Annotated in this window: 10 protein-coding genes, 1 tRNA gene and 2 pseudogenes; 6 read left to right on the top strand and 7 right to left on the bottom strand. The window is 71.4% G+C overall.

Annotation, left to right across the window (positions count from 1 at the left end):
- Positions 1-252 precede the first annotated feature (252 nt).
- The 5 genes from aceE (at position 253) to KHA85_RS11590 (ending at position 7,434) form a co-directional block, all read left to right on the top strand.
- Entirely contained in the window at positions 253-3,048 is a 2,796-nt protein-coding gene (gene aceE, locus KHA85_RS11570; protein ID WP_213185896.1) for a pyruvate dehydrogenase (acetyl-transferring), homodimeric type, read from the top strand.
- Positions 3,045-4,298 carry a PucR family transcriptional regulator gene (locus KHA85_RS18490; RefSeq protein WP_213185897.1) on the top strand — a complete coding sequence of 418 codons (1,254 nt, stop codon included), beginning with the start codon at positions 3,045-3,047 and terminating at the stop codon, positions 4,296-4,298. Before aceE ends, KHA85_RS18490 begins: the two co-directional genes overlap by 4 nt.
- A gap of 155 nt (positions 4,299-4,453) precedes the next feature.
- Entirely contained in the window at positions 4,454-5,380 is a 927-nt protein-coding gene (locus tag KHA85_RS11580) for an ACP S-malonyltransferase (RefSeq protein WP_081470517.1), read from the top strand.
- A 106-nt stretch (positions 5,381-5,486) separates the two neighbouring features.
- Complete coding sequence (gene acpM, locus KHA85_RS11585; protein WP_007629089.1) at positions 5,487-5,738, top strand: meromycolate extension acyl carrier protein AcpM; 252 nt, start codon at positions 5,487-5,489, stop codon at positions 5,736-5,738.
- A 259-nt stretch (positions 5,739-5,997) separates the two neighbouring features.
- Positions 5,998-7,434: an acyl-CoA carboxylase subunit beta gene (locus KHA85_RS11590; protein ID WP_007629093.1), complete on the top strand. Its 1,437-nt coding sequence runs from the start codon at positions 5,998-6,000 to the stop codon at positions 7,432-7,434.
- Positions 7,435-7,532: 98 nt separating this feature from the next.
- Here the strand turns inward: KHA85_RS11590 and KHA85_RS11595 are convergent, their stop codons facing one another.
- The 4 genes from KHA85_RS11595 to KHA85_RS11610 all read right to left on the bottom strand — a co-directional run bounded on the left by KHA85_RS11595 (position 7,533) and on the right by KHA85_RS11610 (position 11,764).
- Complete coding sequence (locus KHA85_RS11595; protein ID WP_043567216.1) at positions 7,533-8,042, bottom strand: DUF3145 domain-containing protein; 510 nt, start codon at positions 8,040-8,042, stop codon at positions 7,533-7,535.
- 252 nt (positions 8,043-8,294) lie between these two features.
- A complete protein-coding gene (locus KHA85_RS11600) occupies positions 8,295-9,140 on the bottom strand; it encodes a serine hydrolase domain-containing protein (protein ID WP_213185898.1) in 846 nt (281 codons plus the stop codon).
- A 114-nt stretch (positions 9,141-9,254) separates the two neighbouring features.
- Positions 9,255-10,850 (bottom strand): ABC transporter permease, encoded by a 1,596-nt coding sequence (locus KHA85_RS11605; RefSeq protein WP_213185899.1) that lies wholly within the window; start codon positions 10,848-10,850, stop codon positions 9,255-9,257.
- Positions 10,850-11,764: an ABC transporter ATP-binding protein gene (locus KHA85_RS11610; RefSeq protein WP_165001107.1), complete on the bottom strand. Its 915-nt coding sequence runs from the start codon at positions 11,762-11,764 to the stop codon at positions 10,850-10,852. The genes KHA85_RS11605 and KHA85_RS11610 overlap by 1 nt, the downstream gene beginning before the upstream one ends.
- 59 nt (positions 11,765-11,823) lie before the next feature.
- Here KHA85_RS11610 and KHA85_RS11615 point away from each other — a divergent pair, with 59 nt between their 5' ends.
- The gene (locus tag KHA85_RS11615) at positions 11,824-12,933 is read left to right on the top strand and encodes an alpha/beta hydrolase (protein ID WP_236885569.1); all 1,110 of its coding nucleotides are present in this window, start codon (positions 11,824-11,826) and stop codon (positions 12,931-12,933) included.
- Positions 12,934-12,947: 14 nt separating this feature from the next.
- On the opposite strand, the pseudogene KHA85_RS18070 reads toward KHA85_RS11615, so the two are convergent.
- The 3 genes and pseudogenes from KHA85_RS18070 to KHA85_RS11635 form a co-directional block, all read right to left on the bottom strand.
- Positions 12,948-13,346, bottom strand: a pseudogene (locus KHA85_RS18070) (ClbS/DfsB family four-helix bundle protein).
- 38 nt (positions 13,347-13,384) lie between these two features.
- Positions 13,385-13,458 (bottom strand) — tRNA-Ile (locus tag KHA85_RS11630).
- Between the two features lie 50 nt (positions 13,459-13,508).
- A pseudogene (locus tag KHA85_RS11635) lies at positions 13,509-14,065 on the bottom strand (carboxylesterase/lipase family protein); the annotation flags it as partial.

Consider the following 14,065-nt stretch of genomic DNA (forward strand, 5'->3'; position numbering starts at 1 on the left):
CAGGAACACTACCCGCGGACAGGCACCGGGGAAACGACTACCGCCCATTTACCGGCGCGGGGCATCCCGCGACGGTGTCGCGGGTCACGCTTTGGGGCACAATCGGAAACGACGGGCCGACGGTGGCCCGGTCCGAGCCCGACGCGGTCCGCCACACACCCGTGGACCGCGGTGCGGGCCCGACGCTGTACCGACGAGTGGTGGCCCCACCGGGCCGCCACGGTACGAATCACAGAAGTGAGGACGAGAAGCATGACCGAGAACGCAGGCCCCAGGAACGGTTCCGCACCCACCAACGTGCCGGTCCTCCGCGAGGGCGTCGCGTCCTACCTGGCGGACTCCGATCCCGAGGAGACCCAGGAGTGGATGGATTCGCTCGACGGTCTGCTCGCCGAGGCCGGGCCCGAGCGGGCTCGTTACCTCATGCTTCGGCTGCTCGAACGTGCCTCGAAACAACGCGTACCGCTCCCGGCGCTCACCTCCACGGACTACGTCAACACGATCCCCACCAGCCTCGAGCCGGAGTTCCCGGGCGACGAGGCGGTGGAGCGTACCTACCGCCGGTGGATCCGCTGGAACGCCGCCATCATGGTCCACCGCGCCCAGCGCCCCGGCATCGGCGTGGGCGGCCACATCTCGACCTACGCGGGCGCGGCGCCGCTCTACGAGGTGGGCTACAACCACTTCTTCCGCGGCAAGGACCATCCCGGCGGCGGTGACCACATCTTCTTCCAGGGCCACGCCTCCCCCGGCATGTACGCCCGCGCGTACCTCGAGGGCCGGCTCCGCGAGCACGATCTCGACGGCTTCCGGCAGGAGAAGAGCCACCCGGGTCGGTCCCTGCCCTCCTACCCCCATCCCCGCTCGATGCCCGAGTTCTGGGAGTTCCCGACCGTCTCGATGGGTCTCGGGCCCATCAACGCCATCTACCAGGCGCGGTTCAACCGCTACCTGCACAACCGCGGCATCAAAGACACCTCCCAGCAGCACGTCTGGGCGTTCCTCGGCGACGGTGAGATGGACGAGGTCGAGTCGCGCGGCGCGCTGCAGATCGCGGCCAACGACGCGCTGGACAACCTCACCTTCGTCATCAACTGCAACCTCCAGCGGCTCGACGGGCCCGTCCGCGGCAACGGCCAGATCGTCCAGGAGCTGGAGTCCTACTTCAACGGCGCCGGCTGGAACGTCATCAAGGTCGTCTGGGGCCGCGAGTGGGACGCGCTGTTCGAGAAGGACACCGAGGGCGCGCTCGTCTCGCTGATGAACTCCGTCTCGGACGGTGACTACCAGACGTTCAAGGCCAACGACGGCGCCTACGTCCGCGAGCACTTCTTCGGCCGCGACCCCCGCACCGCCAAGCTCGTCGAGGACATGACGGACGAGGAGATCTGGGACCTGCGCCGCGGCGGGCACGACTACCGCAAGATCCACGCCGCGTACAAGGCCGCGCTCGAGCACACCGGTCAGCCGACCGTGATCCTGGCCCACACCATCAAGGGCTTCGGGCTGGGTCAGAACTTCGAGGGGCGCAACGCGACCCACCAGATGAAGAAGCTGACGCTCGACGACCTCAAGCTGTTCCGCGACAAGCAGCAGATCCCGATCACCGACGAGGAGCTCGAGGCCGACCCCGCCCAGCCGCCGTACTACAACCCGGGGCCGAACTCCCCCGAGATCCGGTACATGCTGGACCGCCGTGCCGCGCTGGGCGGTCACGTGCCCGAGCGGCGGCAGACCTTCACCCCGCTGAACGTGCCCGACATCGACGCCCTGAAGTCGCTGCGCAAGGGCTCGGGCAAGCAGGCCGTGGCCACGACGATGGCGCTCGTGCGAACCGCCAAGGAGCTCATGCGCGACGAGTCGCTGCGTGACCGTTTCGTGCCCATCATCCCGGACGAGGCCCGCACCTTCGGCATGGACTCGTGGTTCCCGACGCTGAAGATCTATAACCCGCACGGCCAGAACTACACCTCGGTCGACCACGAGCTCATGCTGAGCTACAAGGAGGCCAAGAACGGCCAGATCATGCACGAGGGCATCAGCGAGGCCGGTTCGGTCGCCGAGTTCACGGCCGCCGGAACCGCATACGCCACCCACGGCGAGCCGATGATCCCGCTGTACATCTTCTACTCGATGTTCGGCTTCCAGCGGACCGGCGACGCGATCTGGGCGGCCGCCGACCAGCTCGCCCGGGGCTTCCTGCTCGGCGCCACCGCCGGCCGCACGACCCTCACCGGCGAGGGCCTCCAGCACATGGACGGACACTCCCCCCTGCTGGCGGCGACCAACCCTGGGATCATCTCCTACGACCCCGCCTGGGCCTACGAGGTCGCGCACATCATGCGTGCCGGCGTCGAGCGGATGTACGGGCCGGGTTCCGCCCACGAGACGGAGACCGACGGCATCGACCGCAACGTCTCGTACTACATCACCCTGTACAACGAGCCCGTTCCGCAGCCGGCCGAGCCGGAGGATCTGGACGCCGACGCGCTACTGCGGGGCCTGTACCGGTTCCGGGCGGCCGAGTCCGGCACCCACAAGGCCGCCATCCTCGCCTCGGGCGTGGCCATGTACGCGGCGGTCGACGCGCAGCGGATGCTCGCCGAGGACTGGGACGTCGCGGCCGACCTGTGGTCCGCGACCTCCTGGACCGAGCTGGCCCGCGACGGTTTCGAGTGTGAGCGACACGCTCTGCGCCACCCGGATCAGCAGCCGCGCACCCCGTTCGTCGCGGCGGCGCTGGCCGACGCCGAGGGGCCGAAGGTCGCGGTGAGCGACTTCCAGAAGGCGGTGCCGGACCAGATCCGCGCCTGGGTCCCCGGTGACTTCACGGTTCTGGGCTGCGACGGGTTCGGGTTCTCCGACACCCGGCCGGCCGCTCGTCGCTTCTTCAACACCGACGCCGAGTCGATCGTCGTCGCCGTGCTGGCGGGGCTCGTCCGCGAGGGCGCCATCGAGAAGGTCACCCTCCTCGAGGCCGCGCGGCAGTACCGGATCGACGACGTCATGGCCGCCCCCGAGCCGACGACGGATCCCGGAGTGGCGTGACCGAGACGTCCGACCCCGCCACCGGGGAGAGTCAGCCGGAGCGCGTCCGGCGGCGGTCGTCCACGCCGCCGGACGACAGGCCGGTCTCCGACGCTCTCCTCAAGCGCATCACGCGGCACTCGGGGACCCTGTCCACCGAGGCGGTCCGCGCACTGGAGCAGGAACTGCCGTTCTTCGCCGAACTCTCGGCGGACCAGCGGGCGGAGATCCAGCTGATCATCCAGAGCGCGGTTCGCGACTTCGTCACGTGGGTGCGCAACCCCGAGGCCCCGCACACCGACACCATCGCCGGTTTCAAGCTGTTACCCAAGGGCGTCGGTCAGGGGCTCACCCTGCAACAGACGGTGCAGCTCGTGCGCTCGACCCTCGAGTACTTCGAGCTGGTGATGCCCCGGATCACCCACAACGAGCGACAGCGCGGCCTGATGATCGCGGCAGTCCTGAAGTTCGGCCGCGAGCTTGGGTTCACCGCAGCCTCCGTGTACGCCGCGGCGGCGGAGAACCGCGGCGCGTGGGACACGCGCATGGAGGCGATGATCGTCGACGCCGTGGTCCGTGGGGACCGGCACGCGGATCTCATCTCCGGCGCCTCCGCACTGAACTGGGATCCGACGACCGCGGCCACGGTCATCATCGGGACCCCGAGGGAGGATCTGGGTCTCGCCTCGGTACCCGCCGTCCACAGGGCCGCCGTCTCGTCCGACCGGCACGCGCTGGCCGTGGTGCAGGGGGCCCGCCTCGTCGTCATCCTGTCGGGAGAGCTGGAGTCCTCCGCGTCGATCCCGCCTACCGTGCTCGACGCGTTCTCCTCGGACGCCCCCGTCGTCCACGGACACACCGTGGGCTCCCTGGTCGAGGCCCCGGACAGCGCGGCGGAGGCGCTGTCCGGGGCGGCGGCGGTGAGCGGCTGGCCCGGCGCGCCGCGGCCCGTCGCGGCGATCGACCTCCTACCCGAGCGCGTCCTCGGGGGCGACCGCGGCGCGGCGGCGATGTTGGTCGACCGGATCGTCACGCCCCTGCGCGGTGCGGACGCCTCCGTCGAGGACACCCTGCGGGCCTATCTCGACTCCGGCGGGCACGTGGAGAAGTGCGCCCGCGAGTTGTACGTCCATCCCAATACCGTCAGGTACCGCCTGAAGAGAGTGAGTCAAATCACTAAATTCGACCCCCTCACCGCTCGAGACGCATTCGTGCTGAGAATCGCGCTCGTCCTCGGGAAGTTTGCCGAGCGAACTACTCAAGAGGGCTAAATATTCACTTGCGTCACAACCTGTAACGAAACTCCTTCCTCCGGAGATGGACGAGCAGCCAGCTCGCGATTTGTGGGGATCCCACAAAATCCCGGGCTCGTTTCTGGCTTCGGGAACATCATCCGAAAGGGGCCCGGCCGTGTTGTCTGATACCCGTGCTTTGCCTAACCGCCCCTGGACAAGGGTCACAGAAAGCCGGGATGCTCGCGCCCTGGCTCGAGTTGCCCGGCGCCTCCGACCGTCTCGCCGACTGGTCCGCGTCGAGCGGACTCGATCTCGAGCGCCTCGGCACCACGGCGACCCTGCAGGAGATCACCGACACCGCGGTGACCCAACCACTCGTGGTGGCCTCCGCGCTCCTCGGTGCCGCGGAGTTGCGCAGACGCGGTCAGGTCCCCTCCGACACGCTCGTCGCGGGTCACTCGATCGGCGAGATCGCGGCGCTGGCGATCGCCGGCGTGGTCTCGGAGGCGGACGCCCTGCGCCTCGCGTCCGTGCGCGGAGCGGCGATGTCACGGGCGTGCGCCGAGCGACCGACCGGGATGATCGCCGTTCTCGGCGGGGTCGAGGCCGATGTGCTGCTGGCTCTGGACAATGCCGGGCTCGCGCCGGCGAACCGGAACGGCGCGGGGCAGATCGTCGCCGCGGGCCCGCTCGAGGCCTGCGACGCACTCGAGCAGAACCCGCCCACCCGGGCGCGCCTGCGTCGGCTCGAGGTCGCCGGCGCGTTCCACACGAGCCACATGGACTCCGCCGTCGACGAGTTCCGCGCGCTGGCCGAGACCATCGAGGTCAACGATCCGGAGCTGACGCTGCTGTCGAACGCCGACGGCATGGCGGTCACCTCAGGCCGTGACGCGCTGGACCGGGTGGTCTCGCAGATCACCCACCCGGTGCGCTGGGACCTCTGCACGCAGACCATGCTCAAGCTCGGCGTGGACGCGTTCGTCGAGCTGCCGCCGTCCGGCGCGCTCGTCGGGCTGGCCAAGCGCTCGATGCGCGAGGTCGCCCGCCACGGCGTGACCGTCCCGGAGGACATCGAGACCGCTCTCGCGACGGTCCCCGCCCTCAGCGGGGCCTGAGGCCTCCCCCGACCACCCCCGTTCGTCGGCCGTCGTCGATGATCGGGTACGACAAACGTCCGTCGCGCCCGTCGGGCACGACATCACCCATCAGAAAGGACACCACATGGCACGCACCGAGGCCGAGATCATCGCAGGACTCGCGGAAATCGTCGAGGAGGTCACCGGGATCGAGCCGTCCGAAGTGACCCCCGAGAAGTCCTTCGTCGACGACCTCGACATCGATTCGCTCTCCATGGTGGAGATCGCCGTGCAGACCGAGGACCGATACGGAGTGGAGATCCCCGACGAGGACCTCGCCAAGTTGCGTACCGTGCAGGATGCGGTCGACTACATTCAGAAGATCGACCAGAGCTGATTTCCCGCCCCGCACGTCGGGGGCGGGGACGCGTTCAGGGCCGAAGGTGCGGTCGGTGCACCACGTCGAGCCCGCGTCCCTTCCCCGCGTGCAGGGCACTCCACAGATCGCCCCGCCCAGAGCGGGGCGCCGGGCACGAGGTCCGGAAACGGGACGGGGGTCCCGCTTCCGGTCATCGTCCGCCCACAAGCCAGTCCGGGGGTCCGTCACAGGTGCACGCTCCCTCCCCGGGACGTGCACCAAGGAAAGGACTGCACTCATGACCATCACCAGCGCTGTTGACCAGAACACCCAGATCGATCCGCGCGACCCCGTCGTCCGGCTCGAGAACCTCTTCGATCCCGCCTCGCTGGAGTTCATCACCGAACCCGACGCCTCGGGAGCCCTGGCCGCGCGCGGCCTGATCGACGGTGAGCCCACCATCGCCTACGCCACGGACGCCACCGTCATGGGTGGCGCCATGGGCCTCGACGGGTGCCGGCACATCGTTCGCGCGATCGATGTCGCGATCGACGAGCAGCTGCCCATCGTGGGCGTCTGGCACTCGGGGGGTGCCCGCCTCGCGGAGGGCGTCGAGGCCCTGCACGCCGTGGGTACCGTCTTCGAGGCCATGGTCCGCGCCTCGGGTCTGGTCCCCCAGATCTCCGTCGTGCTCGGACCCGCCGCCGGTGGCGCCGCCTACGGCCCCGCCCTGACCGACGTCGTCATCATGGCGCCGGCGGGCAAGATCTTCGTCACCGGGCCCGACGTGGTCCGCTCCGTGACCGGCGAGCAGGTCGACATGGAGGGCCTGGGCGGCCAGGACGTGCACCACCGCAAGTCGGGGGTGTGCCACATCGCCGCCGAGGACGAGCGCGACGCCCTGAACCGGGCCCGCCGACTGGTCACCCTCCTGACCGCGCAGGGTGAGTTCGACCAGCGCCTCCTCGAGGGCGACCACACGGACCTCGCCGGGCTGCTGCCGGAGTCGCCCAAGCGCGCGTACGACGTCCGCCCGCTCGTCCACGGCCTGCTCGATTCATCCGAACTGGACGGCAACACCACGTTCGAGGAGCTGCAGTCCAAGTGGGCGCCCAGCATCGTCGTGGGCTTCGGTCGGATCGCCGGCCGCACCGTCGGCGTGATCGCCAACAATCCGCTGCGGCTGGGCGGGTGCCTCAACTCCGAGTCGGCGGAGAAGGCGTCCCGTTTCGTCCGCCTCTGCAACGCCTTCGGTGTGCCGCTCGTCGTGATCGTGGACGTGCCCGGGTACCTGCCCGGCGTCTCGCAGGAGTGGGACGGCGTGGTTCGCCGCGGCGCCAAGCTCCTGCACGCGTTCGCCGAGGCGTCGGTCGCCCGCGTCACGCTCGTCACGCGCAAGATCTACGGCGGTGCCTACATCGCCATGAACTCCCGCGCGCTCGGTGCCTCCGCCGTGTTCGCGTGGCCGGACGCCGAGGTGGCGGTCATGGGCGCGAAGGCGGCCGTCGGCATCCTCCACAAGCGCACCCTCGCGGCCGCGCCGGAGGACGAGCGGGAGGCCCTGCACGAGCGGCTGGCCGAGGAGCACGCGGCGATCGCCGGCGGCGTCGGCCGCGCCGTGTCAATCGGGGTGGTCGACGAGGTCATCGAGCCGACCGACACCCGTCGTCGTCTCGCCGAGGCCCTGGACGCCGCCGCCCACACCCGCGGTCGGCACAAGAACATCCCGCTGTGACCTGACCCGTCGGGTCGGTCTCACGCACGAGAAGGCGCCCGCCCCCGGAAGATCCGGGGGCGGGCGCCTTCTGTCGTGAGTGCGGGAGGCGCGGCGGGTCAGCCGACGCGCGAGAGCCAGGTGACCTCGGAGGCGGCCGGGTGGCCGCGCAGCGGCTCGAGCGCGCGGTCCCACGGGGTGCCGAGCTCCGCCTCGACGGCGGCGTGGAAGGCGGCGGGGCCAGCCTTCATGAGGTGGCGCAGCCGGTTCTCGCTGATGACGACGTCACCGCTCGCACCGGTCTGCCCCCGCCACATGCCGAGCTCGGGCGTGTGCGAGAAGCGTTCGCCGTCGACGAGGTCGCTCGGGTCCTCCGTCACCTCGAAGGACAGCATCGACCACTTGGCCAACGACTCGGCCAGCCGTGCGCCGGTGCCGACCGGACCGATCCAGTCGACGATCGCTTTGCGAGCGCCCGGCTGGGCCGGCTGGTCTTCCCAGCGCATGGCCGAGTTGGCGTCGAGCGTGCTCGCCAGAGCCCACTCGACGTGAGGACACAGCGCGGTCGGCGCGGCATGGATGAACACCACGCCGGTCGTCGTATCCGCGAAATGGTTATGGTCAGACATCACTTCACTCCCGACTCACTGAGGGACGTCTTCCCCAACGACCTCACGAAATCGTGTGAATGATGTGGCTTGTGTTGTTGTTGGTTCCTACTGTGCCTGAAGTGACCGGATTACACCAGTGACACTTCTGGACTCTCAGCAAAGTTACAGCACCGTGATTCCGACGCCGGGCGGCCCCTCGGCGTGTCGGCCGGTCCACCGGACGGCTCATCGATCCGCCCGGGCCGGACCCGGGCACCGGCGGCGGCGCGGTTACCGCCCGAGCGCCTCCACGACGCCGTCGGACAGCTCCGGCCACAGCGGCTTGGCCCAGTCGCCGAAGTCGCGGTCGGTGAGCACGACCAGCGCCGCGGACAGCGCGGGGTCGACCCACAGCAGCGTCCCCGACTGCCCGAAGTGGCCGAACGTCCCGGCCGAGTTCCGCGTACCGGTCCAGTGCGGGTCCTTGTCCCCGCGCAACTCGTACCCCAGCCCCCACGGGCACGGCTTCTGCATCCCGTACCCGGGCACGATCCCGTCGAGCCCGGGGAACTGCTCGGTGACGGCCTCGGCGAGGGTCTCGGTGGCCAGCAGTCGCGGCGCGACGAGTTCGCGCGCGAAGGGCACGAGGTCCGCGAGGCTGGCGGAGGCGCCGTGCCCGGCCGAGCCCTCGAGGGCGGTGGACTCCATCCCGAGCGGCCGGCACACGGCCTCGTGGAGGTACTCGGGGAAGTCGATCCCGGTGGCGTCGGCGATGTGGTCGGCCAGCACCTCGAACCCGGCGGACGAGTAGATGCGTCGCCGGCCCGGCGCGGTGCGGACCTCGTCCCGGTCGGCGAAGTCGAGTCCGGAGGCGTGCGCGAGCAGGTGCCGCACGGTGGAGCCCTCGGGACCGGCGGGATCGTCGAGGCCGATCGCCTCCTCCTCGGCCGCCAACAGGGCGGCCGTGGCGACGAGCGGCTTGGTGACCGAGGCGAGGCGGTAGACGCGACTGTCATCGCCGTGCGTCGCGAGCGCGCCGCCTGTTCCGACGACCGCGGCCGAGACGGTGTCCACCGGCCATTCCCCGACCACCGCAAGTGCGGCGGCGAGCGCGTCTCGATCGACCTGGTCCGACATCGGTTCCTCCCTGGTTCGCGTCCGGCCGGCGGCGCCGGCGGCAGTGCCCGTCAGTCTGTCAGGTCGGCGTGGACGCCGCGCCGGGGCGGGCTGTCCCCGCACCGGGGCGGGCGGTCAGGGCCGGGGCACGTCGCGGCGCCGGAACGCGGCGAGCCCGGCGGCGACCAACACGGCGCCGCCCACGAGCAGGACGATGACGCCCGCGGTGTCGACGGGGCCGGCGGGGGCGGTGCCCACCGCGCCGAACGGCGACAGGCGCATCTGCGCCTCGGTGAGTCGGAGCGTCGGGCCCATGAGGGTGACGACGACGGCGAGGGCGAACGGAGCCCAGGCCAGGACCTGCAGTCGCCGGGCCGCGCCGAACAGGCAGACGGAGACCCCGACGAACAGCAGCGCGGCGGGCAGCTGCCACGCGCCCGCGCCGAGGATCCGACCCACCAGTTGCGGATCGTCGAGCACCGCTGCCGCGGAGACGGCGAACGCGGCCGCGCCGGCGAGTACGACCACCGCGGTGCCGGCCGCCACGACCGCCGCGTGCCCGGCCAGCCAGGACCACCGCGACCGCCCGGCGGCGAGCATGAGCTCCAGTCGACCCGAGGACTCCTCGCCGCGCAGCCCGCCGAGGCTCTGCAGCGCAAACCCGGCGCCGAGGAACCCCGCGAACGCGACGAGCATCTGCACGATCGTGTCGACCAGGGCGTCCGGGTCGCCCAGGAAGACGGCCAGGTCCGGGTTGGCGACGATGGCCTCCACCGTGACGTCCATGAGGGCGCCGTAGACGGCCATGAGCGCGACGACGCCGACCGTCCAGCCGGTGAGCGCGCCGAGGTGGTGGTGGAGGGCGGCGCCGGCATGGGAGGTGCGCCACCGCGACGCGGTGGCGGGCCCGGTGCGGGCGGGCACCACCCCCGAGCCGAGGTCGCGGCGGGCCGCGAGCCACAGCGCGAGGGTGGCCAGCGCGGCGGCGGCCGCGAGCGACACCGCGAGCGGGAGCGGGGACGACTCGCCGAACGGCCGGGTCAGCCCGTGCCAGCCGAGCGGGGACGCCCAGCTCAGCCAGTTCTCCTCGGCGTCGCCGACGCCGCGCGTGACGAGGGTCAGTCCGGCCACCGCGAGGGAGGCCGCCCAGACGGTGCGGTGGTGCGCGAGGACCTGGGCGAGGACGGCGGTGGCCGAGGCGTAGACCCAGCCGGTGGCGACGATCGAGGCCACGTACAGCGCCGCGCCGCCGCGGTCCACGTCGAGCGCCAGCGTCGCGGCCCAGAGGCCGGCGCCCAGTGCGAGGAAGACCCCGGCGACGACGACGAGGGCCGCCGCCACCGGGGCGAGCCGGCCGACCCCGCCCGCGACGAGGAGTTCCGATCGTCCGGACTCCTCCTCCCGCCGGGTGGAGCGCGCGGTCAGGGCGATCGCCATGAGCGGGACCCCGAAGCCGACGAGGAACGAGTACTCGTTCATCACCACTCCGCCCGGGGTGTCGAGGCCGGCCACCCGACCTGTGAGCATGACCATCGTCTCGCCGACGGAGGCGCTGTACGCGGCGAGCTCCTCCGGGGTGTCGTAGAGCGTGGCGATGGACAGTCCGGTGGCGAGGAACAGTGCGACGGCCCCGACGACCCAGGCGACCATCGCCGGCCAGCCGGTCCGGAGCGCGATCCGGCTGAGCAGGCCGGTACCGGCCAGGCGCGCGCCGACGAGGGGTGCGCTCATCACCGGGCTCCGGAGTAGGCGCTGAGGAAGAGGTCGTCGAGGCTGGGCGGGGTCGCGGTGAGGGTGTGGACGCCGGCGGCGTGGAGGATGCCGGTGACCTCCCCGAGCGCGGGCGCCGGGACGTGGCAGCGGATGTCGAACCGGCCGTCGCCGGCGTCGCCGATCCGTAGGTCGTCGACGCCGCTCACGCGGTCGAGCTCCCGTGGGTCGGCGTCGGTGACGGCGTGGACCTCGGTCGTGGTGTGGCGCCGCAGATCGGCCAGCGTGCCCGAGCTGACGGTCCGCCCGTCGCGGATGATGCTCACGCGGTCGGCGAGCGCCTCGACCTCCCCCATGATGTGACTGGACAGCAGCACGGTCGCACCCGCGTCGACGGCCTCGCGCACGCAGTCCTGGAAGACCCGCTCCATGAGCGGGTCCAGGCCGGAGGTGGGTTCGTCCAGCACGAGCAGGTCGGCACCGGAGGCCAGCGCGGCGATGAGCGAGACCTTCTGCCGGTTGCCCTTCGAGTAGTCGCGGGTGCGCCTGGTGGGGTCGAGGCGGAACCGCTCGACGAGCTCGTCGCGCCGGGCCGGCTGGAGCCCGCCCAGCGACCGGCCCACCAGGTCGATGCACTGGCCGCCCGTGAGCCGCGGCCACAGCGTGACCTCGCCGGGGACGTAGGCGACCCGCGAGCGCAGCCGGACGGCGTCGCGCCACGGGTCGGCGCCGAACACGGTCGCGGTGCCGGAGTCCGCGCGCACGAGCCCCAGCAGGACGCGGATGGTGGTGGACTTGCCGGCGCCGTTGGGACCGAGGAACCCGTGGATCTCGCCACGGCGGACCTCCAGGTCCAGCCCGTCGAGGGCCCGCACTCCCCCGAACGTCTTGACCAGCGCCTCGACCCGGATGACGTCGTCGTCTTCTGAACGCATGACCAGCTCCTTCGACCAATCACCATCGATCATCCCGCGTTCCACGTCACAATGTGGCCATGCGCCCCGCACTGTCACCCTCTGGAATGTCCGGCCACCGTGCCTTCACGCCGTCGCTCGGCGACCGACTGACCAAAGCCGTCATGACGGCCGCCGGATATCTGCCCGGCCCCCTGCTGCGCCCAGTGGCAGGTGCTCCCCGGCGCGTCGACGGACAGGTCCTCGACCCGCACTTCCAGGCCGGGCTCCGGGTCATCTCGCTCATGTCCGAGGGGGAATACCAGGACCTCACCCTCGAGCGGGCGCGCTCCGTCGTCGAGAGGTCGGCCTACACCGTCTCGGGGAAGAAGATCGACCTCGCCGTCGTCACCGACATCGTCCTCCCGCTCGGCGGTGACGATCCCGACCGCGTCGACCTTCCCGCACGCCTGTACTCGCCCGTCGACGGCGACGAGGCGCTGCCGGTCCTGGTGTACTTCCACGGCGGCGGGTGGGTGCTCGGCAGCATCGACTCGCACGACGCGACGTGCCGCTACATCGCCGACACCGGCCGCCTCAAGGTCATCAGCGTGGACTACCGCATGGCGCCGGAGTACCTCTTCCCCACCGCCGCCGACGACGCCCTGGCCGCGTTCCGATACGTCCGCGACCACGCCGCCGAACTCGGCGTGGACCCGCAGCGCATCGCGGTGGGCGGCGACAGCGCCGGCGGCAGCCTCGCTGCGGTGGTGTGCCAGCAGGCCCGCGACGCGGGCGAGAAGACCCCGGACTTCCAGCTGCTGTTCGTCCCGGCGACGAACATGTCCGCCCGGACCCGCTCCTACGAGCTGTTCGGCGAGGGCTACTTCCTCACCCGCGGCAACATGGACTGGTACGAGCGCACCTACATCCGCTCGGACGACGACCGGCTCGATCCCCGCGCGTCTCCCCTGCTGGCCACGGACTTCTCGGCGCTGCCGCCCGCACACGTCGCCACGGGCGGGTTCGACCCGCTGCGCGACGAGGGCGAGGCGTACGCCCGCCGGATGGCCGACGCCGGGGTGCCGGTGTCGCTGCGGCGCCACGCCACGCTGGTCCACCCGTTCGTCAACGCCGTGGGCGCGACCCCTCTCGCCAGGGCGGCGCTGTCCGAGGCGGTGGGCGCGATGAGGATGGCGCTGGCCTACTGACGCCGGGCCGTCGCCTAGAGGTCGTTCTCGCGGAGCCACGCGCGAAGCCGCCCGCGTGTCTTGCGCCATGGCGACACCGTGTTCAGCTGGATCATCCGGCCCGCGGTGTACGTCCGGTACCACGGCGCGCCGTACGGTTCAGTGTCGTCTAGGCCGTCGACGAGCGCGACGACGTGGTCCTTCGCCGCCGCGAATCCCCCTAGCGGGCCCAGCTAGCGGTGCTCGGCGTGGTCGGGGTAGAACTTCTGCACAAGCTCGCCCAGCTCGTTCCACGAGTAAACCGGCGCGGGGAGATCCGGCTCGATCCCCGCCTGGCGATCGGCGCACCACGACCGGACCAACTCGCTGCAGCCGACGAGGTAGGCGACCAGATCAGCCGGGCTCATCCGGATCCCGGCCTTGTGACCCGGCATCGAGGCCTCATGGGCGGCACTGACACGGTGGTCCGGAGTGGGGCCAGCGGGGCTCGAACCCGCGACCAGCGGATTATGAGTCCGCGGCTCTAACCAACTGAGCTATAGCCCCTCGCGTGACGGGCGTCTCGCCCACACGCGCGGCGCAATCGTAGCAAGGCGTCAGGTCGCGCCGTCCGGCCACCAGACCTCACGGACGTCCGCCAGACCGTCCTCCACGACTGCGGGCGGCTCGTCCCACACCTGCACCCGCCGCGTGGGCGCCTCGTAGGCCGGCGAACCGGGGTCGCCGGAGCGGACGAAGCCCACCCACGAGCCGTGCATCGCCGCGACCAGGTCCGGCGGAACGGGCGCGTCGAGGAACGCGCGTACGTTCGCGGCCTCGGGAACAGACCAGAAGAACGGCAGGTCCGCGCAGTGCACCGCCCCGCGGCCCGCCGCCCACCGGAAGTCGTACACCCACGTCGGGCCGCCCGCCGCGATGCGGGTCTCGGCGGCCCGCACGACAGTCGAGTGGATGGTCGCCGCGTCGACGACCGCCCCCACCGCTCGACGCAGCGACCGTCCCGACGACTGGCGGGCCAACGCGCGCAGCCCGGTGGTGGGGAGCTCCTGCGAACGCAGGATCATCGCCGCGCCCGGCACCAGCGCGGGGCCCGGGAGCGCGCGGACGAGCCCCTCGAACTCGGTGGCCGTGGAACCGACGAGCAGCGGCACCC

Origin of the sequence: Dietzia massiliensis (assembly GCF_018390595.1) — a bacterium.
GTDB lineage: Bacteria > Actinomycetota > Actinomycetes > Mycobacteriales > Mycobacteriaceae > Dietzia > Dietzia massiliensis.

Excerpts from the sequence above, each read along its gene's own strand:
- aceE (WP_213185896.1), top strand. The coding sequence starts at position 253 with ATGACCGAGAACGCAGGCCCCAGGAACGGTTCCGCACCCACCAACGTG.
- acpM (WP_007629089.1), top strand. The coding sequence starts at position 5,487 with ATGGCACGCACCGAGGCCGAGATCATCGCAGGACTCGCGGAAATCGTC.
- KHA85_RS11590 (WP_007629093.1), top strand. The coding sequence starts at position 5,998 with ATGACCATCACCAGCGCTGTTGACCAGAACACCCAGATCGATCCGCGC.
- KHA85_RS11595 (WP_043567216.1), bottom strand. The coding sequence starts at position 8,042 with ATGTCTGACCATAACCATTTCGCGGATACGACGACCGGCGTGGTGTTC.
- KHA85_RS11600 (WP_213185898.1), bottom strand. The coding sequence starts at position 9,140 with ATGTCGGACCAGGTCGATCGAGACGCGCTCGCCGCCGCACTTGCGGTG.
- KHA85_RS11605 (WP_213185899.1), bottom strand. The coding sequence starts at position 10,850 with ATGAGCGCACCCCTCGTCGGCGCGCGCCTGGCCGGTACCGGCCTGCTC.
- KHA85_RS11610 (WP_165001107.1), bottom strand. The coding sequence starts at position 11,764 with ATGCGTTCAGAAGACGACGACGTCATCCGGGTCGAGGCGCTGGTCAAG.
- KHA85_RS11615 (WP_236885569.1), top strand. The coding sequence starts at position 11,824 with ATGCGCCCCGCACTGTCACCCTCTGGAATGTCCGGCCACCGTGCCTTC.